General features: G+C 40.9%; 22 protein-coding genes and 3 pseudogenes. 5 read left to right on the top strand and 20 right to left on the bottom strand.

The window, feature by feature from the left end; genetic code table 11:
• Positions 1–7: 7 nt before the first annotated feature.
• From U5R06_03835 to U5R06_03765, 15 genes and pseudogenes are all read right to left on the bottom strand, one after another.
• Positions 8–1,216 (bottom strand): LegC family aminotransferase, encoded by a 1,209-nt coding sequence (locus tag U5R06_03835; protein ID MDZ7721965.1) that lies wholly within the window; start codon positions 1,214–1,216, stop codon positions 8–10.
• Between the two features lie 37 nt (positions 1,217–1,253).
• A complete protein-coding gene (locus U5R06_03830; GenBank protein MDZ7721964.1) occupies positions 1,254–1,625 on the bottom strand; it encodes a four helix bundle protein in 372 nt (123 codons plus the stop codon).
• A 106-nt stretch (positions 1,626–1,731) separates the two neighbouring features.
• Positions 1,732–3,483, bottom strand: a complete 1,752-nt coding sequence (locus U5R06_03825; GenBank protein MDZ7721963.1) for a DUF6044 family protein — start codon at positions 3,481–3,483, stop codon at positions 1,732–1,734.
• A gap of 343 nt (positions 3,484–3,826) precedes the next feature.
• On the bottom strand, positions 3,827–4,747 hold the full coding sequence (locus U5R06_03820; GenBank protein ID MDZ7721962.1) for a glycosyltransferase family 2 protein: 921 nt from the start codon (positions 4,745–4,747) through the stop codon (positions 3,827–3,829).
• 184 nt (positions 4,748–4,931) lie between these two features.
• Positions 4,932–5,837, bottom strand: coding sequence for a dTDP-4-amino-4,6-dideoxygalactose transaminase (gene rffA / locus U5R06_03815; protein ID MDZ7721961.1), 906 nt, complete (start codon positions 5,835–5,837; stop codon positions 4,932–4,934).
• Entirely contained in the window at positions 5,834–6,073 is a 240-nt protein-coding gene (locus U5R06_03810; GenBank protein MDZ7721960.1) for a GNAT family N-acetyltransferase, read from the bottom strand. Before U5R06_03810 ends, rffA begins: the two co-directional genes overlap by 4 nt.
• A gap of 5 nt (positions 6,074–6,078) precedes the next feature.
• Positions 6,079–6,492: a hypothetical protein gene (locus U5R06_03805; protein ID MDZ7721959.1), complete on the bottom strand. Its 414-nt coding sequence runs from the start codon at positions 6,490–6,492 to the stop codon at positions 6,079–6,081.
• A gap of 77 nt (positions 6,493–6,569) precedes the next feature.
• Positions 6,570–7,445, bottom strand: a pseudogene (gene rfbA / locus U5R06_03800) (glucose-1-phosphate thymidylyltransferase RfbA).
• Positions 7,446–7,458: 13 nt separating this feature from the next.
• Positions 7,459–7,887: an NAD-dependent epimerase/dehydratase family protein gene (locus U5R06_03795; GenBank protein MDZ7721958.1), complete on the bottom strand. Its 429-nt coding sequence runs from the start codon at positions 7,885–7,887 to the stop codon at positions 7,459–7,461.
• A complete protein-coding gene (locus tag U5R06_03790) occupies positions 7,877–8,434 on the bottom strand; it encodes an SDR family NAD(P)-dependent oxidoreductase (GenBank protein MDZ7721957.1) in 558 nt (185 codons plus the stop codon). Before U5R06_03790 ends, U5R06_03795 begins: the two co-directional genes overlap by 11 nt.
• Positions 8,435–8,491: 57 nt before the next feature.
• A pseudogene (locus tag U5R06_03785) lies at positions 8,492–9,073 on the bottom strand (GDP-mannose 4,6-dehydratase).
• Positions 9,070–10,255, bottom strand: a pseudogene (gene wecB / locus U5R06_03780) (UDP-N-acetylglucosamine 2-epimerase (non-hydrolyzing)). The pseudogenes U5R06_03785 and wecB overlap by 4 nt, the downstream one beginning before the upstream one ends.
• A gap of 47 nt (positions 10,256–10,302) precedes the next feature.
• A complete protein-coding gene (locus U5R06_03775; protein ID MDZ7721956.1) occupies positions 10,303–11,421 on the bottom strand; it encodes an NAD-dependent epimerase/dehydratase family protein in 1,119 nt (372 codons plus the stop codon).
• A 5-nt stretch (positions 11,422–11,426) separates the two neighbouring features.
• The gene (locus tag U5R06_03770) at positions 11,427–11,882 is read right to left on the bottom strand and encodes a hypothetical protein (GenBank protein ID MDZ7721955.1); all 456 of its coding nucleotides are present in this window, start codon (positions 11,880–11,882) and stop codon (positions 11,427–11,429) included.
• On the bottom strand, positions 11,875–12,888 hold the full coding sequence (locus U5R06_03765; GenBank protein MDZ7721954.1) for a polysaccharide biosynthesis protein: 1,014 nt from the start codon (positions 12,886–12,888) through the stop codon (positions 11,875–11,877). The genes U5R06_03770 and U5R06_03765 overlap by 8 nt, the downstream gene beginning before the upstream one ends.
• Before the next feature lie 165 nt (positions 12,889–13,053).
• On the opposite strand from U5R06_03765, the gene U5R06_03760 reads away from it, so the two are divergent.
• Positions 13,054–13,251 (top strand): hypothetical protein, encoded by a 198-nt coding sequence (locus U5R06_03760; protein ID MDZ7721953.1) that lies wholly within the window; start codon positions 13,054–13,056, stop codon positions 13,249–13,251.
• 229 nt (positions 13,252–13,480) lie between these two features.
• Here U5R06_03760 and U5R06_03755 read toward each other — a convergent pair whose 3' ends face one another.
• Positions 13,481–14,614, bottom strand: a complete 1,134-nt coding sequence (locus U5R06_03755; protein MDZ7721952.1) for a GDP-L-fucose synthase — start codon at positions 14,612–14,614, stop codon at positions 13,481–13,483.
• A 70-nt stretch (positions 14,615–14,684) separates the two neighbouring features.
• On the opposite strand from U5R06_03755, the gene U5R06_03750 reads away from it, so the two are divergent.
• Complete coding sequence (locus tag U5R06_03750; GenBank protein ID MDZ7721951.1) at positions 14,685–15,101, top strand: hypothetical protein; 417 nt, start codon at positions 14,685–14,687, stop codon at positions 15,099–15,101.
• A 98-nt stretch (positions 15,102–15,199) separates the two neighbouring features.
• Entirely contained in the window at positions 15,200–15,562 is a 363-nt protein-coding gene (locus U5R06_03745) for a hypothetical protein (protein ID MDZ7721950.1), read from the top strand.
• Here U5R06_03745 and U5R06_03740 read toward each other — a convergent pair.
• Entirely contained in the window at positions 15,547–15,786 is a 240-nt protein-coding gene (locus U5R06_03740; GenBank protein ID MDZ7721949.1) for a four helix bundle protein, read from the bottom strand. The genes U5R06_03745 and U5R06_03740 overlap by 16 nt on opposite strands.
• 360 nt (positions 15,787–16,146) lie before the next feature.
• Positions 16,147–17,187, bottom strand: a complete 1,041-nt coding sequence (gmd, locus tag U5R06_03735; GenBank protein ID MDZ7721948.1) for a GDP-mannose 4,6-dehydratase — start codon at positions 17,185–17,187, stop codon at positions 16,147–16,149.
• Between the two features lie 67 nt (positions 17,188–17,254).
• Between gmd and U5R06_03730 the strand changes: the two genes are divergently transcribed.
• Both U5R06_03730 and U5R06_03725 read left to right on the top strand, forming a co-directional pair.
• Positions 17,255–17,455 carry a hypothetical protein gene (locus U5R06_03730; GenBank protein MDZ7721947.1) on the top strand — a complete coding sequence of 67 codons (201 nt, stop codon included), beginning with the start codon at positions 17,255–17,257 and terminating at the stop codon, positions 17,453–17,455.
• 414 nt (positions 17,456–17,869) lie between these two features.
• On the top strand, positions 17,870–18,013 hold the full coding sequence (locus U5R06_03725; protein ID MDZ7721946.1) for a hypothetical protein: 144 nt from the start codon (positions 17,870–17,872) through the stop codon (positions 18,011–18,013).
• 377 nt (positions 18,014–18,390) lie between these two features.
• Here U5R06_03725 and U5R06_03720 read toward each other — a convergent pair whose 3' ends face one another.
• Together U5R06_03720 and U5R06_03715 are read right to left on the bottom strand one after the other, a co-directional pair.
• On the bottom strand, positions 18,391–18,669 hold the full coding sequence (locus tag U5R06_03720; protein MDZ7721945.1) for a DUF433 domain-containing protein: 279 nt from the start codon (positions 18,667–18,669) through the stop codon (positions 18,391–18,393).
• Positions 18,670–20,110: 1,441 nt separating this feature from the next.
• The gene (locus U5R06_03715) at positions 20,111–20,449 is read right to left on the bottom strand and encodes a hypothetical protein (GenBank protein MDZ7721944.1); all 339 of its coding nucleotides are present in this window, start codon (positions 20,447–20,449) and stop codon (positions 20,111–20,113) included.
• Positions 20,450–20,608: the final 159 nt, after the last annotated feature.

Raw genomic sequence — 20,608 nt, 5'->3', positions numbered from 1 at the left:
TGTGTTATTATAAATTTATACTACTAGGTACATTAACAATCCTATCTTCCAAAAACTCAGAATTAGTTAAATCGCCGCATTGGCAATCTTTAAACATCTCAAGTTTATTCATTAACTGCCAGACCGGGCGGATCATGATGCTGTTTTCGTTGGTGTATTTTAAAAATTCGTCGCGTTCCTGTTTGTTGTTTAGTAATATGGCGTTGAGCCAATAGTTGGAACGGGAATTTGGGGGTTCGGTGATGTGTTTTATTTGTTTGTTGTTTGTTGTTTGTTGTTTGTTTTTAAATGGTTTGCCTGAATTAAAGAAAGTCGTATAAGCCTGCGCGGTTTGGCGTTTGTTTTGGATGATTTTCTCTATTTGTTCCATTTGAGCAACACCAAGTGCGGCATTAATATTGGGCATTCTGTAATTATAACCTATTTCATCATGTATGTATTGCCAGGGGTGAGGCACTCTTGCCTGGGTGGTTAAGTGTTTAATATGGTTTCCCAGTTCCTCATCATCAGTCAGAATCATTCCCCCGCCTCCGGTTGTAAGTATCTTATTTCCATTAAAGCTTAATATGCCCATCTTACCAAATGTTCCTGTGTGCTTGTCTCTATAGAAACTTCCCAGGCTTTCAGCTGCATCTTCTACAACTGGAATGTTGTATTCATTGCAGATTTCTACAATTTCATCAACGCGGCAGGGATGGCCGAAGGTGTGCATGGGGACGCAGGCGGATATTTTACGGTCGGTTGATTTGTTTATTGTTTCTTGTTGTTTTGTTTGTTTGTTTAATTGTTTAATCGTTGAATCGTTTAGCCATTTTTTCAGAGCTTCGGGTGAGAGGCCCATGGTGTCTTTATCAACATCAATGAATACGGGCTGAGCGCCGGCATAGGAAATTGCATTGGCTGTGGCGATAAAGGTTAAGGGCTGTGTGATGACTTCGTCGCCGGGTTCTACTCCTGCAACCAGAAGAGCCAGGTGTAATGCATTCGTGCCGTTGACGGTAACTATGGCTTTTTTCGCTCCGGTATATTCTGCCACCATCTCCTCAAACCGATCCACGTATTTTCCCACGCTGGAAACAAAGGTTGAATCAATACAGTCGTTAAGGTATTTTTTTTCGTTGCCCTGAAAGACTGGAGCGTGGAGAGGGATGAAGGCTTCGGGCTCGTTGTAAAGCTCGCGGATGAATGAGATTATGGGTTGGTATTTAGTTGGCATTTTGTTGATTTGTTGAATTGTTTATTTGTTGAATTGTTTATTTGTTTAAGCGGGATTTTCGGAGTGAGTTAAGCATGTTTGCTACCTTTTCGATATCTAAACGATATTGGTTTTCTTTTTCATTATTCAGATAACCTAAGTCATTGGCTATTATCACTTGGTTCATCAGTTCCATCAAGCTGCTATAGGATAATTGATAAAAGTGTGCCTGGTCTTTTGCTGATGTTCTGGACGAACCTTCAGCAATATTTGAGCAAACAGAAACAGCAGCTCTTCGCATTTGATTGATTATCCCAAACTTTTCCTCTCCCGGAAAATCTTTCGTGTCAAAGTAAACATTTTTGGAAAGCACTCTGGCCTCTTGCCAAACATTTAATTTTTCAAATGCAAACCTGAAATAATCGGGCATAGTGTGGTGTTGAGTTGTTTATTCGTTGATTTGTTGGAACGGTTAAACAGTTAAACGATTAAACATATAAACACTTAAACATCTTTCACCATCCAACACTGAAGTTTCATTCTATTTCATACAAATAAATTCTGTATGGAGATGTTTTATTTTCGAATTTTTTATGATACTCAAGTCCTAACTGATCACTGTTTCCAATTTCGGCAGCTACAAAAATGTATTGACAATTTAGTTTACTCTTCAGCACTTTAGTTCTAATATTTAAATTTTGAATTGGCTTTGTAATGCTATCTCTTTTATAAATCTTTGGTATCACATAACCTCGCGGGCCATATTTTCGGTTAATCAATTCTGATGAAGGAATAACACAAACACTTCCCCAGTCAACAAAGAATTTATATAAGCTACTGTCTTTTTTAAGCTCAGGTTTAATAATATCATATATTTGTTTTTTATATTGTAGAGGGTAGTTTGAAAAATAACCATCAACCGTGTAAAAACCATTATACAATGCAACACCTGGTTGTAGTCCTATAGATGCAACCCTGTATGTGGATTTATCTTTACGGATATAGTCATCTATGTCCTCGTATAAATCTTCACTATAAAAGCGCTTCCATGAAATTACTCCGGCTTTCCTATTTAGCACCTTTGTTTTTAGTAATTGTCTATACATTGAATTTCCCTCAAAAACAAATCCCAAATGCATAATAAAAATTAATACCACTATAATTTTACCAAATTTATATGATACCAATTTATTTAATACAAAAAAGTAAAGGATATAGAAAAAAGGTGGTAGTAACCAATAGAACCTTTGCATCTGAATTTGTTTCAGAAATGGAAAAATTCCAGTGTAAAAGTTATAGAAATATTTATTTTGAAATAATACAGCTAAGAAAGATATTCCAATAATTATTAAACCAGTATAGTATATGTTTTTATATTTTTTAAAATGATTTCTATTAACTAAAAGCGAGCCAAGTATTAAGAAAACCAAACTAATTATAATAGGAATCTTTATAATTATATTATGCCCCCATTCACCAAAGAGGAGATTTATAAAAAATTGATATGATTCAGTTAATGAATGTGTTGGCATTACAGTACTAGATCTATGAGAAACAAATTCTGGAGAAATAGATGAAAGAATCAATCGGTAATTTGTAGCCATATGTAGAATAAACATAACTACCACAAATGCAATTTCTGGTAATGGGAATTTTTTCGTTCTCATCCATTTTAATAATAAAAAAACACCTAAAATTGCTATTAAAAAAATACCTGTTAATACAAAGCTTGAATACAAAACATAGAAAACTAAAACTGCATAACTTAATATTGGCTTTAACTTAACATTTATCAATCCAAAAATAATTAGCGGTAGCCCAGCAACACCCAGTCCTCCATGGGGCCAAAATGGCAACAAAGCATATAGGATTGAAACAATAGTCAAGATAAAAATATTTAATTTAGGAGATAATGTTTTTAACAGAAAAAACATGCCAACATAGGCAAATATTGCAATTAATATGATATTAGCAATGTAAGCATGTATTGGCTTAAAAATAAAATACAACAATAATTCAATGGAAAATTCGCCTGGGTATGAAGCTCTGGGTAATCCACTCATAGCTTGTGGAATAATTTCATTATTAGGTGTAAATATTTTTCCACTTTCAGTTAAGATAATATTCCATATCACATTGCTATCTAAGCTATCATATCCAAAATTGAACCAGGAGTTTTCACCGAATATAATATAAGGCAAGTAATATATAAATATGAAAACTAATCCAAATAAGAAAAGATTTGATATTGATATATTATTAACAAATTGTTTAATATACTTTTTCATCTTGTCAATGTATATTGGTATAGTTTAATAAAATAATAATTAATATGAATTTATTCTTTTGATTATGAACTCAATTTCTTCATCTTTTAAATTAAAATATAGTGGTAATCTAATTAAACTTTGTGAATAATAATCGGCATAAAAAAGCTCTCCTCCGTGATATTTTTTGATATAATACCCACTTTTATGCGAGCAATTAAATTAAAAACTCTAATTATGAATGGTCCGAAATATAGCCAAGCTTACAATCCCTTTGCTTTCCTTCTTCAAAAACACTATAAAACATATTTGCATTGTTAATTGAATATTGAAATATAAAAGATGATCTTGAGATAATGTCCTGTTATTTATCAGTAGTTTCGTCAACAATATAAATAGGCCTTTTTTTTACCCCTTCAAAAGTTTTTCCAACATATAGACCAACTACACCAAGTATAGCTATAATAAAACCGGCGAGTAACCACACTGAGATTATTAAACTTGTATACCCCATAATTATTACATCGCCACTTAAATATTTAATTAAATAAATGATTGCAACAATAAAAGATAAGAATGAAATGGACAAACCAACAATTATGGAAAGCCTAATCGGTTTATCGGAATAAGCCAGCATAATATCCATGGCTAAAATAATAAGCCTTTTAAAATCATAGCTTGTTTTACCTTGGTATCGCTCACTATGATCAACCTTTACTTTTGTCTGCTTAAAACCAACCCATTTTATCATGGTGGGAAAGTATCTGATCGATTCACGCATTGTTTGTGTAGCATTTATGACCTTTTTGTTATAAATACCAAAATTTGCAATTGACTCATCCTGTATTGTTCCGGTTAAATATCCCAAAGTACGGTAAAATAACTTGGATAAAAACCGTTTCACAAACGAATCTTTTCTTTCATAACGGCTTGCTAAAACAATATCGTAACCTTCTTGCGCTTTGTTATAAAGTTTATTAATCTCCTCGGGCTTATCCTGTAAATCGCAGTCCATAACAACTATCCATTCTCCGGTTGCATAATCCAATCCTGCTGTAATAGCATAGTGTTGTCCAAAATTTCTACTAAGTTTTAACCCTTTTATTTTTGTGTTATTTTTAGCTATTTGTTGAATTACTGCCCACGATTTGTCCGGGCTACCATCATCAACCAATATAATTTCATAGTCATCAGTGAGTTTCGTTATTGAAAACTCAATGCGTTGAACTAGCTCTGATAGAATTTTTTCAGCTTTATAAACTGGACTAACTATTGTGATTTTCATCTGTTTATAATTTTGATTTCAATGGTCAGATGGAGCTCGCCATGACGAGTATTCTCCAACTAAACAAGCTATATAGCTTCTTAATAATCATGCTCGTGTGTGTTAGGTTATTGTCATGGCTCGGTTCATTTAACTAAATTTTTACAGAAACAAAAATACCGGCTATAATCAATAATAAATCTAATTAATTATAACTTCCCGCAAATTGCACTTCCCAAATCTTCTGGATTATATATTGTATCTCATTATTGCTTAATTCAAAAAACATTGGTAATCGTACCAGATTTTTTGTATAAAAGTCACTATTGGGTAAAATTGGAGGTTTTTGTATGTTTGAATAATAACCAGATTTATGCAAACTCAAATAATGAAATACCGCATGAATACCATTCTCTTTAAGATAACCAATATCCACCCAACCGTATTTATTCACTTCACCCCGGAAAAATTCCGCACGATTCGTTCCTTTTTCCCATATTATCTCAGCACGCTTGATAAACCGTTTATCATTAATGGTTAACATACCCCCTTCCCCCGCATTAATATTCTTCGTTTCGTGAAAGGAAAAAGCGCCGAAGTGCCCAATGCTACCAAGTGGTTTATCTTTGTAGTAGGAATCAACAGCCTGAGCATCGTCTTCTACAACATACAGGTTATACTTATTGGCCAGTTTCAGTATCTTATCCATATCCACCGCAACACCCGCATAATGGACAACAACAATAGCTTTTGTTTTATCTGAAACTAAGTCTTCCACGTCATTTTCATCAATTCCCGGATGATCTTTCCGACTGTCTGCAAAGACTATTTTAGCCCATTGCCGCACATAAGCCAACGTTGTGGAAACAAATGTATAGGAAGGCACAATAATCTCATCTCCCGGCTCTATTTCCATTAAAAGCGCTGTCATTTCCAATGCATCTGTACAGGAGGTGGTTAATAAGGCTTTTTGAAAACCATATTTGTTCTCAAAAAACTTCTGGCATTTTTGTGTGAATTGCCCATTACCGGAAATTTTACCGGAATACACGGCCTGATACATGTAATGCATTTCCTTGCCAGTAAGGTAGGGTTTGTTGAAAGGAATCATTTGTTCCATATGTGATAAATGTATTGTTTTGATTTAATTTTGAAACCACTTTTTTGATAAAGTTTCATAGCAGGTTTGTTATTATATTGAGTGGCAACTTCTAAAGTTTCAAAACCTCTATCAAAAGCATAATTTGTGGCTACCTGAATTAAATAAGATGCTATACCTTTTCCTTGTGCCTGAGGATGAACAGCTATAAGTCCAATTTGAGCAGTTCCATTGTTATTATTTCCCAATGTTATTAAACTTCTAATTTTCTTTTATTGCTTTTAATAAATATTTTATCATCAAACTTACCTTTAATACTTTTGTCTAACCATACTTTATATAATTTTTCAAATTCATTATTTTGGAAATTTCTATCCAATCTAAATCTACTGTATGCCCCACTGAGATAAGCTAGATACAATAATTCATCGTAAGAATGAGTTGAACCATCATATTCTTCTCTAGCTATATTCTCTGGATTTAATGTTATATCCTTTCCCCATGTTATTTTTGTATCTACAAGGTTTATTCTATTGTCAGCAACTCCAATTTCTTGATTTGTAAACAAGTAGGTCAGTCTAAATTTTGATGATTCTGAAATAATATTATTTACATTATTTTCTATACTATTTTGATAATATACCATTCCTACATACTGGATAACCAAAAAATTTAGAATCCCATTCTTTTTTCTTAATATTCATCCTTAAGTATTCATTTAAACTTTGTACATAAAAGAATAATTCAGGTAATTAATCTCCTCAGATATTCTCCATACGCACTCTTCCCCTGTCCTTCTATCAGCTTTTCAAAACCATCTTTTGCAATAAAGCCCATTTTCCAGGCAATCTCTTCAATGGCTGCAATTTTCAGGCTGGTTCGACGTTCAACTGCTTTTACAAATTCGGTAGCTTCGCTCATGGCTTCATGCGTTCCGGTATCCAGCCAGGCATAGCCGCGCGACATGATTTGGAGTTTTAAATCGCCTTGCTTCAGGTATTGCTGGTTTACGGAAGTAATCTCCAGCTCACCCCGGTGTGAGGGTTTTACCTTTTTGGCTTTATCTACCGCGCTGTTCAGGGTACGAAGTACAAGCCCACAACAGCATAGTTGCTTTTGGGGGTTTCGGGTTTTTCTTCAATGCTTAATACATTCATATCTTTACCTACATCCGCCACGCCATAGCGCTGCGGGTCTTCCACATAATAGCCGAACACTACTGCTTTTTGTTCTTCTTTTACCGTATTCACTGATTCGGCCAACAGCTTTTGAAAACCTGCACCGTAAAAAATATTATCACCCAGCACCAGGCAAACATCATCATCACCAATAAAATCTTCGCCAATGATAAATGCCTCGACTAGCCCCTTCGGGCTTTGGCTGTTCGGCATAGCTCAGTGAAAGTCCCAATAGGCTGCCATCGCCAAACAGTTTTTCAAAGTTGGGCAAATCTTCCGGTGTAGAGATAATCAAAATCTCCCTTATCCCAGCTAACATCAATACGAATAGCGGGTAATAAATCATGGGTTTGTCGTAAACCGGCAGCAATTGCTTGGATACGACTTTGGTTATGGGGTGGAGACGGGTTCCGGCACCGCCTGCTAAGATGATACCTTTCATGGTCTTAACTGTATTAACTATTCCTATATTTCATGTCATCGGGATTACTTAAAAATCCTTCCTGAACAACTTTTTTTATTTGAGCTATTCCCTCATGGACTGTTTTTGTAGTTTGAAAGCCTAGCACCTTGTTTATTTTATCAAAATTGACTCTGTAATCCCTGGGGTCTTCATCTTTTTTAACGTAATTAATAGTAGCATCAAGTAATTCTTTTTGCATTTCATCTGCAAGCATTCTTTTTGTGTAATTTTCTGATGTATTACCAACATTAAAAACATCAAAAGCTACTTTCTGCTTTTCAGCTTCAATCACATGAATAACAGAACGGGCCAAATCTTCTACATGACAATACGGCCGCCAAAATTGCTCACCAAATATCAGTAATTCTTTACCTAATGCCAGGTCTTTTGTAAACTCATTTACTGTTAAATCAAATCGCATACGCGGGGAGAGTCCATATACGGTAGCAAATCTTCAAACAGGTTGGTTTTGTCTTATTTTTTTCCGGTTGAGAAAGCAAATATTTCTCTGCTGCCACTTTCGTCTCAGCATACAAAGAAACCGGGGCCAATTCAGACTCTTCTGTCATGTAATTTTCGGGGTTCTTTGACTTACCATAATTGCTGCAGGTAGAAGCAAAAACAAAGCGTTCCACTCCAAATTCATTGGCTTCCTGATACATCTTTTTGGTGGCTTCCAGGTTGGTCTCCTTTGCCAATTCGGGTTGTTTGGAACAGGCCGGGTCTCCTACAATGGCAGCAAGGTTTACGACCATATCCATACCTTGCAATGCTTTTTCACGGTCTTTTTTCTCTCTGACATCGCCTTTTATGAATTCAAAGTTGGGATCATTCAATAATTCGACAATAGATTCCCCTCCAAACATCAAAATATCCATCACGCGAACTTTAAATCCTTCTTTTAATAGGAGTCTGGCAAGAATACTACCAATGTAGCCTGCGCCTCCGGTTATTAATACTTTTTTCATGTTATTGTCTTTCAATAATTATAATTTCTATGGTTCATTTTTTCCAAGTTTTATCTATTTTTCTCCCTTCGCTATCTGAGTAATTATGGTAGGAATAATAGCTCGCGCCGATTGTCTGTGGCCATACGTATTAAATGGCCTTGCTATGGTAACCGGTAATTCAAAAGCATTATAAAAAACTCATTGCCATCATATCTGCCCCGCTTTTGCTATCGCTATATGGCGACTGCGGCTGTTTGGGATGTTTTTCGTCTATAGGAACATACAAAGCAGTCCCATAAACTTCTGACGTTGACGTATGAATGACGCGGATATTGCCGTTTGACAAATATTCAAAATCCCTTTGACATGGTGTCCACATAACTATCAGGCGCGACATAGGGAATAGGGTATGGCGATCAATGCCGCCAAATGAAAAACGATATCAACTCCCCGTACCAACTCTTTACAAAAATGCGGATCTCGAACATCGCCGGTTACGATTTCCAGATTCGAATGCGCGGGAATATCTTCCAGCCATCCCCAATAATTGAACGAGTTATACTGGGACAGGGCGCGAACCTTGAAATTATTCTGTAACAGTAATTCTGTCAAATGAGAGCCGATAAAACCGTCGGCTCCGGTTACTAATGCTTTCATCTTGAATTGCCTGATAATGATATATCTGAAATGTTAAGGGTACTACGACTGGCGTATTCCCACCACACATTACTCAATCCCGCATTTCCCAAAATCAATTTTAACACCCGCCAGGAAGTATTGGTAATTTTATAGTCGTCCGGGATGTGGTCATACGCGCCACCTTTTTGTTCGCGAATCACCGCTGCCACGGCGCTCAAAACAGTGTGTGTTTCAAAACCGCTCAGGATAATGGTGCCGGCATCCTGCGCCTCCGGCCGCTCCATGGATTGGCGCAGAGAAATGGCAGGAAACGACAGCATGGCCGATTCTTCGCTGATGGTACCGCTGTCGGAGAGGGTGCATTCGGCATGCATCTGCAAATGAACATAGTCGGAAAAACCAAAGGGTTTTAAGAACCGGATCAGTTCATGCATTTGAAAATCTTTAAAAGTTTCCAGACGCTTGCGCGTGCGCGGGTGCGTCGAGACGATGACGGGCACTTGATAATCGTCCGCCAGCCGGTTGAGGATGGTTAGTATCTTACCCAGGTGCTCGAGATTGTCGACATTTTCCTCCCGGTGCGTACTGACGAGAAAATATTCTTTTTGGTGTGAGCGAGAGTTGCTGCAAGATGGTAGAGGCTTTGATCTTTTCCATGTTGTCGTACAACACCTCATACAGCGGCGAGCCGGTCAGATAAATCCGCCGATGCGGCAGGCCTTCGGATAACAGATGGCGGCGGGCGTGCTCGGTGTAAACCAGATTAAAATCGGCGATATGATCCACAAGCCTTCGGTTAATTTCCTCCGGTACATTCAAATCAAAACAGCGGTTGCCGGCTTCCATATGAAAAATGGGAATGCGCAGGCGTTTGGCAATAATAGCGGCAATGGAACTGTTGGTGTCGCCGAGGATCAGGACGGCATCGGGTTTTTCTTTCAGCAAGACTTGTTCGGTTTTGATCAGTATCTCGCCATAGACTCGTCCCAGCGAGGAGGTGTCCACGGACAGAAAATGGTCCGGTTTGCGCAGGCCGAGGTCCTGGAAGAAAATCTCGTTCAACTCGTAATCATAATTCTGGCCGGTGTGAATGATGATATGATTTACATGCTGGTCCAACAGCTTTATCGTCGAGGAGAGACGAATGATCTCCGGCCGCGTACCCAGTATAGTGACAACTTTTAGTTTTGAATTTGTCATGTTCTAAAATTTGATGAAATGATTATCATGAGTCCAGAGAGTAAATTTTACACTTGCTCATAGTATGTATCCGGATCTGCAGGATTAAACAGTTCATTGATCCAGAAAACAGTCAATAAATTGGTGTCTCCCGTATTGGTGATATTATGGGTGTACCAAACGGGAACATCGACAAATACGGGCTCATCACCTGTTAACTTGTACACGATGACCTCGTCCGTTCCGATACGGCGCAGCTGCATCAACGCCTCTCCCTGGATCACCATAAAGCGTTCAATTTTGCGGATATGAAAATGATTGCCGCGGGTAATACCCGGTTTTGTCGTTGAGTATGAAGTTTGACCGCTGTTATCGGATTTTACAAGTTCAATAAATTGTCCGCGGTCATCCGAATGAACATTAAAATCAGATGGAAAAAAATCAACAGGCAAGTAACTGCGGAATGTATTAAACAGGCAAAGATCAAAATAGTCCGATACATCCGGGATTATTTTATCATTGACATAAGTTTTGCGAAACCATTGTAATTTCTCTAAAATCTGGCTTACGTTTGCCCGGGCAATCTCTTGTATACCATGCTCACTCACGGTCACCCGGTCTCGAATCACACGCCAGATTTCAGACATTAAATCGTTGATGTAAATTAAATTCAATTCTGCATCAGTTTCAATTCTCGGGTCAAGGTTTTGAACAATCTGATGGGAAAATGTCGAGATCACGGAATTGTAAAACGGTTCACCAAAAGGACCGAAAACATTCGGAATAACCAAACCGGTAAACGGGGCGGCATGCTTTTTTGACCAGTTTATGAGCAGTTCACGCCCCTTTCGTTTAGATCTTCCATAGGGATTGTCGCGAGATTCCTGGGTTGATGAAGAAAACAAGACGTGCGGTTTCCTTTCGGTCTTTTCCAGTGCCTGTATCAGTTCTTGTACAAGCGCAACATTCGTATCATGCAGGATATTCTGATCATGATGCCGATTCATCGCCGCCAGATGAACAATGACATCGCATTTTTCGACAAATTCACAGAGTCGGGGACTCTTGTTAAAATACTCGTCTTTGAACGGAATCCGCTCAACATTTTGCTGCAATCCAAGGAAATTATAGAGATGGGTGCCCATAAATCCGGATTGTCCTGTAATGCCAATTTTAATTTTATCCATTTTATTCATTTCGAGCGCCAATCAAACCATTTGGAACATGGAAATCGAAACGTATCAGCGCTGCTGTCCTTTAAATTCATTGTTGAAAAAACCAATAATTTATTATTTTCGGATAACGCACGAATTCCATTCGCATAGCCCGGAGGTATCATCAGAATTTGCGCAGATTTTGCGTCCAATTTAAACTTTAAAACATCCAGATCATCAGATGGATTGTCAAAATCATCCAGTTTTACAGTAGCAATTAAAAACACTCCTTGAACAACATGAAACGCTTTTCGCTCCAGCTTGTGGGCCTGCCATGCACGTATCACATCCACAGATTTGTTTGAAATAGTATAAAATCTTTTGAAATCATTTATCGGCACAGTATTAACAAAACAGATTTCACCGCGGTCGTCAATATGGTTACCGCCATCGAATAGCTTTACATTATCCTGGCTTTGAATGAATTCAATCATTTTGATTTAAAGCTTGTTGGACGAAATTCAGTTTTGACAATAAATCCTTTGTTTCCTGAACATTCAGTCGGTAGGTATTTGAGGAATTGTAATCCTCTGCTTTGCTTATACGTTCTTCTCCATCCACAAAATATTTATTGTAATTAAGATCACGGGTATCCGCCGGTATGCGATAGTAATTATCACAATCCTGAGCAATGGCTTTTTCTTCCCGGGTCAAAAGTGTTTCATGCTGTTTTTCTCCGTGGCGCGTCCCTATTATGCGGATTTCAGTATCTGATTGGAATAATTCAATTAACGCCTGGGCCAGTGTTTCTATTGTAGCTGCCGGCGCTTTTTGAACAAAGCGATCCCCCTGATTACCGTTTTGATAGGCATAGAGCACCAGATCAACCGCATCATCAAGCGACATCATAAAGCGCGTCATTTGAGGATCGGTTATGGTAATCGGTTTTCTTTTTTTAATTTGAGATATAAACAGCGGAATAACGGATCCACGTGATCCCATGACATTGCCATATCTTGTTCCACAAAATATTGTATTACCAATATTAATTCTTGCTTTGGCCAACATCAGTTTTTCCATAAGTGCTTTGGACATTCCCATCGCATTGATTGGATATACCGCTTTATCAGTACTCAACACGATCAGTTTTTCAACATCATAATTTGCAGCAGCATTCAATACATTTTCCGCACCAAGTGTATTGGTACGGATTGCCTCCATCGGATAAAACTCGCAAGACGGTACCTGCTTTAATGCAGCAGCATGAAATACATAATCAACCCCCTGGATCGCCATCGCAATACTGTCGTAATGACGCACATCACCAATAATAAATTTCAGCTTTGGATGCTTTAAAAAAACTCGCATATCTTCCTGTTTTTTTTCATCCCGGCTGAAAACGCGAATTTCTTTAATATCTGCATGCAAAAACCGTTTTAAAACAGCATTCCCGAAGGAACCAGTCCCCCCCGTAATCAGCAGTGTTTTATTTTTAAACATGGTACAAATCCTGGTCTAATCAATATATATCTTTAGTAATTTTTATTGCGGAAAAAATCCATAATCTAAAAGTATAAAGTTCAGATTGCGGCCAGTACAGGATATATATGCGTATAGTTGAAGCATTTAAACGTTGAAAGGCTTATAAAAAGATGCATGAGAAAGATGCGTGGATGTTTGAAAGGCTGGCAAGGCAGTTTCGCCTATGCGTCTCATGCATTCATGCAGTCGAGCCGTGAAAAAATGCTTGAAAAAGATGCATGGTTGTTTGAACGACTGGCCAGACAGTTTCGCCTGCACGTCTCAAGCATCCATGCAGTCAAGCAAAGAAAAGAAGCTTGGGAAAGATGCATGCATGTTTGAAAGGCTGGCAAGTTCGGTTGCACCTAACTGCTCCCTCATTCAAGCTGTCAGGCCGTGAAAAGATGTTTGAGAAAGATGCATGGTTGGTTGAACGACTGGCTAGGCGGTTGCGCCTGCGCGTCTCAAGCATCCATGCAGTCGAGCAAAGAAAAGATGCTTGAGAAAGATGCGTGGATGTTTGAAAGATTAGCAAGTTCGATTGCATCTGGCTGCTCCCTCATCCATGCAGTCAAGCATTCTTATACGCTTCATACGCACGTTCAATGCCTTTTCGCAGTTCCGTTTTATACCGCCACCGCAGCTTTGTTGCGAGATCGACGTTTAGGAGCTTTCTGGGAGTCCCGTCGGGTTTTCGGGTGTCCCATTGGATGTTGCAGTGACAGTCGGTGATCTCGCGGATCAGTTCGGCCAGGTCTTTGATAGTGACGTCGGTTCCGGCGCCGATATTGATGTGGGTTTGCTTCAGGTCGTCGTACAACTGTGGAGCGCTGACGTTGTGCATGATATGCAGACAGGCATCGGCCAAGTCCTCGACATAGAGAAACTCGCGGCGCGGCGAGCCGCTGCCCCAGAGATGCACAGTCGGAACGTCAGAAGGTGCAAAAGTCAGAAGGTCGGGAATTTGACGTTCAGACTTTTCGACTTTAACCTTTTGACTGTTCACAATACCTTCTTTATTCAGCGCACTCAAAACATCCCTTTGTTCAGCGTTTCCGCTTACATTCCCTATCGGATTTTTGTTCAGGTCTGCCCGTATTGCATCCCAGTCGTTTGTTTCCAGGCATTTTGCCAGATGGAACTTGCGGATCAGCGCGGGCAGCACATGACTGGTTTGCAGGTCATAGTTGTCATTGGGACCGTAGAGGTTGGTGGGCATCACGGATATAAAGTCACAGCCGTATTGCCGGTAATAGTTCTCACAGAGTTTAATGCCGGCGATTTTGGCAATGGCGTAGGGTTCGTTGGTCAGTTCCAAAGGACCGGTCAGGAGGTATTCTTCTTTGAGCGGCTGCGGCGCCAGTTTGGGATAAATGCAGGAGGAACCGAGGTTGAGCAGTTTTTGGGTGCCTGACTGTTTGGATGCATGGATGATGTTGGCGGTGATCATGAGATTGTTGTACAAGAATTCAGCTCTGTAGGTGTTGTTGGCCAGGATGCCGCCAACTTTGGCGGCGGCTAAAAAGACATAGTCGGGTTGTTCGCGCTGAAAAAATTCATTGACGGCGGATTGATCCAGGAGATCCAGTTCAGTGTGCGTGCGCGTAACCAGATTGCGGTAGCCGTCTTTCCGCAGCCGCCGCACAAGAGCAGATCCGACCATGCCCGAGTGGCCGGCGATGTAAATTTTATCGCATAAATTCATAGTACAATTTGTGAGAGTTTTCTTTAAAAAGTTTGCTTGAAAAAAATGCTTGAGAAAGATGCAGGGTTGTTTGAAAGACTGGCAAGAAAATATCACCTGCGCGTCTCAATCATTCATGCAGTCAAGCCGTGAAAAGATGCTTGAAAAGATGCAGGGTTGCTTGAAAGACTGGCGAGGCAGTTTCGCCTGCGCGTCTCAAACATCCAAGCAGTCAAGCAAAGAAAAGATGCTTGAAAAAGATGTTTGGATGTTTGAACGACTGGCAAGGCAATTTCGCCTGTGCCTCTCATGCATCCATGCAGTGAAAAAATGCTTGAAAAAGATGTTTAGATGTTTGAACGACTGGCAAGGCAATTTCGCCTGTGCCTCTCAAGCATCCATGCAGTCAAGCAAAGAAAAGATGCTTGAAAAAGATGTTTGGATGTTTGAACGACTGGCAAGGCAGTTTCGCCTGTGCCTCTCATGCATCCAAGCAGTCAAGCAGTGAAAAAATGCTTGAAAAGATGCAGGGTTGCTTGAAAGACTGGCGAGGCAGTTTCGCCTGCGCCTCTCATGCATCCATGCAGTCAAGCAAAGAAAAGATGCTTGAAAAAGATGTTTGGATGTTTGAACGACTGGCAAGGCAATTTCGCCTGTGCGTCTCATGCATCCATGCAGTCAAGCAAAGAAAAGATGCTTGAAAAAGATGTTTCGATGTTTGAAAGACTGACAAGGCAGTTTCGCCTAACTGCACCCTCATCCAAACAATCAAGCTCAATATTCATTCTTCCAATCTACTCCGCTTTTCAGTTGGTGCAAGAGGCTTTTGTTCATTGCTATGAGTTTGTTTTCGAGTTCGTAGAGTTGGGTGTCGAGTTTTTTGAATGTTTCTGCGGTGATTTGTTTGGCTGCGGTCAGGGCGTAGAGCTGAGAGTAGCATTCGGCTGCGGAACTCAGGGCGATTCGTAGAAACGCAGGGTTTCTTTGATCGAACGCCGGGCATACCCTTCGGCGATGTTGCTGGATACGGACAGGGCGGAATCCTGAATCTGGCCGCGTATTTTAAACGGGACATCACAGTTGCTCATCACCGGACAAATGTTTTGATAAAAATTAATAGCGAGCTTCCATATATCCAATTTCCTGAAACCGCGGTTGATGTTGCGGTCGCGATACAAAAAACGACTTTCCACGATACCCCCCAAAATATATTTGGATACAAGGCGGTTTGAAAGGCTAGCAAGGCAAGCTTGCCTGCGTGTCTCAAGCATCCATGCAGTCAAGCCGTGAAAAAATGCTTGGGAAAGATGCATGGTTGCTTGAAAGACTGGCAAGGCAGTTTCACCTATACGTCTCAAGCATCCAAGCAGTCAAGCCGTGAAAAAATGCTTGAAAAGATGCGTGGTTGCTTGAAAGACTGGCGAGGCGAGTTCACCTGGCTTTTCCGTCATCCATGCAGTCAAGCAAAGAAAAGATGCTTGAAAAAGATGTTTGGATGTTTGAACGACTGGCAAGGCGGGTTTGCCTAACTGCTCCGTCAGTCAAGCATCTTTTCAGTAGCCTCGCTTTTCAACTTTTTTCAAATCCGCCTCTACCATCATGATGACGAGTTGTTTGAACGTTGTTTTCGGCTGCCAGTTGAGATCTTTTTTTGCTTTTGTCGCGTCGCCGATGAGGAGATCGACTTCGGTGGGGCGATAGTAATCGGGATCGACACGCACCAGTGCGCGGCCGGTTGCGCTATCAATGCCGATTTCTGTTTCATTTTCGCCCTGCCATTCGATCGTGATATCCGCGGCCTGAAAGGCCAGTTCGGTGAATTCGCGTACACTGTGTGTTTGGCCGGTGGCCAGGACATAGTCCTCCGCTTTGTCCTGCTGCAGCATGCGCCACATGCCGTCGACATATTCGGGCGCATAACCCCAGTCGCGTTTGGCGTTCAAGTTGCCGAGATACAGAGTGTCCTCAAGTCCCAGTTTGATCGAAGCGACCGCGTGCGTGATCTTGCGGGTGACAAAGCGTCGGCCGCGTCGGGGCGATTCGTGGTTAAAAAGTATGCCGTTGACGGCGAATAAATGATAAGCCTCACGGTAATTTTTAACAATCCAGTAGGCATACAGTTTGGCTGCGCCGTAGGGGCTGCGCGGGTAAAACGGCGTGGTTTCCGTCTGCGGCGTTTCCTGCACCTTGCCATAGAGCTCGCTGGTGGAGGCTTGATAAAATTTTATAGGCACCCCGGTTTCCTTGATGGCGTCCAGGAGTTTCAACGTGCCGAGTCCGTCGACCTCGGCGGTGTATTCCGGCACCTCGAACGACACCTTGACGTGACTCTGGGCGCCGAGGTTATAGATCTCCTCCGGCTGTATTTTTTCCAGCAGCCGGTTCAGGTTGCTGGAATCGGTGAGATCGCCGTAATGCAGGATCATCCTGCGGTCTTTGACATGCGGGTCCTTGTACAAATGATCAATGCGTCCGGTGTTGAACGAGCTGCTGCGCCGGATCATGCCGTGCACGATATAGCCTTTATCCAGCAGCAATTCAGTGAGATAGGATCCGTCCTGTCCGGTGATGCCGGTGACGAGGGCTGTTTTCATAAATGGACCGACTGGGTTAAGAAATAGCTGATCATAAAATTATTTTCAAAAAAGATGCGGGGAAAAAATGCTTGGGAAAGATGCATGCATGTTTGAAAACCTGGCCAGGCTAGTTTATCTGGCTGCTCCGTCATTCAAGCAGTCAAGCCGTGAAAAGATGCTTGGGAAAAATGCATGGTTGTTTGAACGGCTGGCAAGGCGGTTTCGCCTGCGCGTTTCAAGCATCCATGCAGTCAAGCGTTCTCTGTTTGAATGCATGGATGTTTGAAAAACTAGCAAGGCAGTTTCATCTGTGCTTTTCAAGCATCCATGCAGTCATTGCCGTGTTGCATGAACCTTGTCCGGATAGGATACCTTGCACTGGCGGTCAGGTGTTTTGATTGCGTTTGGACACGCGTCCGCCCTGTCACTCCATTGCAGGCATTGCACAGAGATCCGGGCACGTGAACGGTTTTCGGACAGGGGATTCAGACCCTATATTCCCCTGCTGGTATCCTTAATAAAGATAGAAAGATAAAAATTCTATTTTTTAAAATCAAGTACATTGTAAATAACTGTCAAACGTCAAAACCTTACAACGTTGAAGCGTTTGTAAATAGTATTTCAAACTGAAGCGTAACGCTGGTTGCGGGTCTGAAACAGCAACGAACAATACCAACAAAACGAACAACAGGTAAAAGACTTGAATCATGACGGTGACAAAGCCATTTCAGGGGTTCGTCTCGTTCGTTTTGTTCGCTGCGATTCAAGAATGTTTGGATACAAGAACGACTGGCGATTCAGTTTTATCCTGGGCGTCTCAAGCATCCATGCAGTCAAGCCGTGAAAAGATGCTTGAGAAAGATGTTTGGTTGTTTGAACGGCTGGCCAGACAGTTTCGCCTATGCGTTTCAAGCATCCATGCAGTCTAACATTTTCTGTTTGGATGCATGGCTGCATGAAAGACTGGCAAGTCGAGTTATCCTGTCTGCTCCCCCCTTTAAGATATTTTAATTATAAAACTTGTTTATCAGAGGTACAGACTTTTTTATTATTTACTTCCAATTGCTTAAAAATAAAACTCTCTTTTCATGACTTGCAAATAAAAGCTGTGCCCTATCGGTTTCTGCCAGATTACCAGCCTGGTTTGTGGTCTTTACGTCTACACCTCTGTTCTTCAATGCAGTGACGAATGATAACGGAACGTCTTCATCGAGATAAAGTTTAATGCTCATCGAGTTCATGCAAAAGCAGAGAGCTTTCTTGTTCAGACTTTATTTCCTTATCCAACTCTGTTTTGTTTTCATAGTAAAAAGATAGAGCATCGTAAATTTTTGAAAGAGAAAGATGCGGAAATTCCCGGGATAATTCTTCTGCCGAGTATCCCAATTTGTGATAAGCAATAATATTGATAACTCGTGTTCGAGTACCAATGATAATAGCCTTTCCTCCAGCAATATGTCTATCTTTATTTATATAAGGATGAATGATCTGTGTTTGCATTGTTTTTCCTGCTTTCATTTTTTAATTTATGTATCGACATGAGATTAAACTCCAATTAACTGGTTTATTAATTGTACCATCGAATGAATAGTATGGTTTCATCAAGTCTCAAAGTCGAATGTTGAAAAGTCAAAAGTCAGTTTCGCCTACATGTCCCAAACATCCATGCACTCAAGCAAAGAAAAGATGCTTGAGAAAGATGCATGGTTGTTTGAAAAACCAGCATGGCGAGTTTATCTGGCTGCTCCTTTATTCAAGCAGTCAAGCAATCTCTGCATGCATACAAGGCTCATTGAATGACGGGCAGCAAAGTATCACCTAAACGTTTCATGCATGGATATCCAGCGTTCGGGAGACGGCTTTCATATCAATGCACAACACCCGTCCCGTTTAGGGACGGTATATCTATAGCAACCGTCATCGTTCAAAACAGGCGTCCCTTTAGGGACGCGATAGGCGCACTATAAATCAGGGTTTCGGAAATCCCGTTCAGCACATACCGAATTCAATCGTTTACAGCGTTGCCTGCCGTTTCCGGCATATGGCCCCCCTAACGGGGCGCGTTTTTTCTTCAAATTTGTTCTATAGATATGTTGTCCCTATCGGGACAGATTCACCAGCATTGAATGTCATAGTGGAGCATGATCGCACTGCTGTGCTCAAGGAACAACAGACAAAATGATTACGTATAAATCCAGCAAGGCGCGTTCACCTAACTGCTCCTTCATCCCAACGGGCAGGGGGCTGTTCGCGTCCGAACACGCTTCCGCCCTGTCACTCCATTGCAGGCATTGCACAGAGATCCGGGCACGTAAACGGTTTTCGGACAGGGGATTCAGACCCTATATTCCCCTGCTGGTATCCTTAATAAAGATAGAAAGATAGGAATTCTATTTTTTAAAATCAAGTACATTGTCAATAGACTGTCAAACGTCAAAACCTTACAACGTTGAAGCGTTTGGAAAAATAGTATTTCAAACTGAAGCGCAACGTTGGTTCCGGTTCTGAAACAACAACGAACGATACCAACAAAACGAACAACAGCTAAAAGACTTGAATCATGACGGTGACAGAGCCATTTCAGGGGTTCGTCTCGTTCGTTTTGTTCGCTGCGGTTCAAGAATGTTTGGATACAAGAACGACTGGCGATTCAGTTTTATCCTGGGCGTCTCAAGCATCCATGCAGTCAAGCAAAGAAAACATGCTTGAGAAAGATGCATGGTTGTTTGAACGGCTGGCAAGGAAAGTTCGCCTATGCGTCTCAAGCATCCATGCAGTGAAAAAATGCTTAAAAAAGATGCATGGTTGTTTGAACGGCTGGCAAGGAAAGTTCGCCTATGCGTCTCAAGCATCCATGCAGTCAAGCATTCACTGTTTGGATGCATGAATGTTTGAAAACCTTGAAAGGCGAGTTCACCGGGCTGCACCCTCATTCAAGCATTCATGCCTTTTTAGAGTTTTTATCTTTATAGTGCTCCTGATCCTCACGAACACGCGCGCCAAAGACGCGTTCTTCCAGCATGGCTAATCGTTGTTCATGGATATCCAGGGTCCGGGAGACGGCTTTCATGTCAATGCTCAGGGTTTCGAGTTGCTTTGACTGGGCGTCCATGCCTTCCAGAAGCAATTTAACATTATTGTCAATACGCTGTACGTCGGTTTTATCAGCTTTGAGTTCTAGTTTTTCATTCATTTCCTGTTTGGTCGGCACCTGCGTCATAACATATTCAGCGAGTTGCTGCAGCAACGCATGCGTTTTTTCGAGTGTGATATCTGCCATAAAACTCCCCGTTATTGAAATTTAATTGCGGCCAGTGCAGGACATATGCACAGTGTTGAAAAGTTTAAACGTTGAACGGTTTATGGAAAAGATGCTTGGAAAAGATGCATGGTTGCATGTAAGCCTAGCAAGTTAGTTTCGTCTACACGTTTCATGCAT

This window comes from candidate division KSB1 bacterium (assembly GCA_034521575.1).
Classification (GTDB): domain Bacteria; phylum Zhuqueibacterota; class Zhuqueibacteria; order Residuimicrobiales; family Krinioviventaceae; genus JAXHMJ01.
This window is presented reverse-complemented; position numbering and strand designations above follow the sequence as displayed.

Excerpts from the sequence above, each read along its gene's own strand:
- gmd (MDZ7721948.1), bottom strand. The coding sequence starts at position 17,187 with ATGAAAACAGCCCTCGTCACCGGCATCACCGGACAGGACGGATCCTAT.
- U5R06_03795 (MDZ7721958.1), bottom strand. The coding sequence starts at position 7,887 with ATGCGATTTGATTTAACAGTAAATGAGTTTACAAAAGACCTGGCATTA.
- U5R06_03835 (MDZ7721965.1), bottom strand. The coding sequence starts at position 1,216 with ATGCCAACTAAATACCAACCCATAATCTCATTCATCCGCGAGCTTTAC.
- U5R06_03715 (MDZ7721944.1), bottom strand. The coding sequence starts at position 20,449 with ATGGCAGATATCACACTCGAAAAAACGCATGCGTTGCTGCAGCAACTC.
- U5R06_03820 (MDZ7721962.1), bottom strand. The coding sequence starts at position 4,747 with ATGAAAATCACAATAGTTAGTCCAGTTTATAAAGCTGAAAAAATTCTA.
- U5R06_03755 (MDZ7721952.1), bottom strand. The coding sequence starts at position 14,614 with ATGAATTTATGCGATAAAATTTACATCGCCGGCCACTCGGGCATGGTC.
- U5R06_03825 (MDZ7721963.1), bottom strand. The coding sequence starts at position 3,483 with ATGAAAAAGTATATTAAACAATTTGTTAATAATATATCAATATCAAAT.
- U5R06_03730 (MDZ7721947.1), top strand. The coding sequence starts at position 17,255 with ATGCTTGGGAAAGATGCATGCATGTTTGAAAACCTGGCCAGGCTAGTT.
- U5R06_03830 (MDZ7721964.1), bottom strand. The coding sequence starts at position 1,625 with ATGCCCGATTATTTCAGGTTTGCATTTGAAAAATTAAATGTTTGGCAA.
- U5R06_03760 (MDZ7721953.1), top strand. The coding sequence starts at position 13,054 with ATGCGTGGATGTTTGAAAGGCTGGCAAGGCAGTTTCGCCTATGCGTCT.
- U5R06_03770 (MDZ7721955.1), bottom strand. The coding sequence starts at position 11,882 with ATGATTGAATTCATTCAAAGCCAGGATAATGTAAAGCTATTCGATGGC.
- U5R06_03775 (MDZ7721956.1), bottom strand. The coding sequence starts at position 11,421 with ATGGATAAAATTAAAATTGGCATTACAGGACAATCCGGATTTATGGGC.
- U5R06_03765 (MDZ7721954.1), bottom strand. The coding sequence starts at position 12,888 with ATGTTTAAAAATAAAACACTGCTGATTACGGGGGGGACTGGTTCCTTC.
- U5R06_03720 (MDZ7721945.1), bottom strand. The coding sequence starts at position 18,669 with ATGCAAACACAGATCATTCATCCTTATATAAATAAAGATAGACATATT.
- rffA (MDZ7721961.1), bottom strand. The coding sequence starts at position 5,837 with ATGATTCCTTTCAACAAACCCTACCTTACTGGCAAGGAAATGCATTAC.
- U5R06_03790 (MDZ7721957.1), bottom strand. The coding sequence starts at position 8,434 with ATGAAAAAAGTATTAATAACCGGAGGCGCAGGCTACATTGGTAGTATT.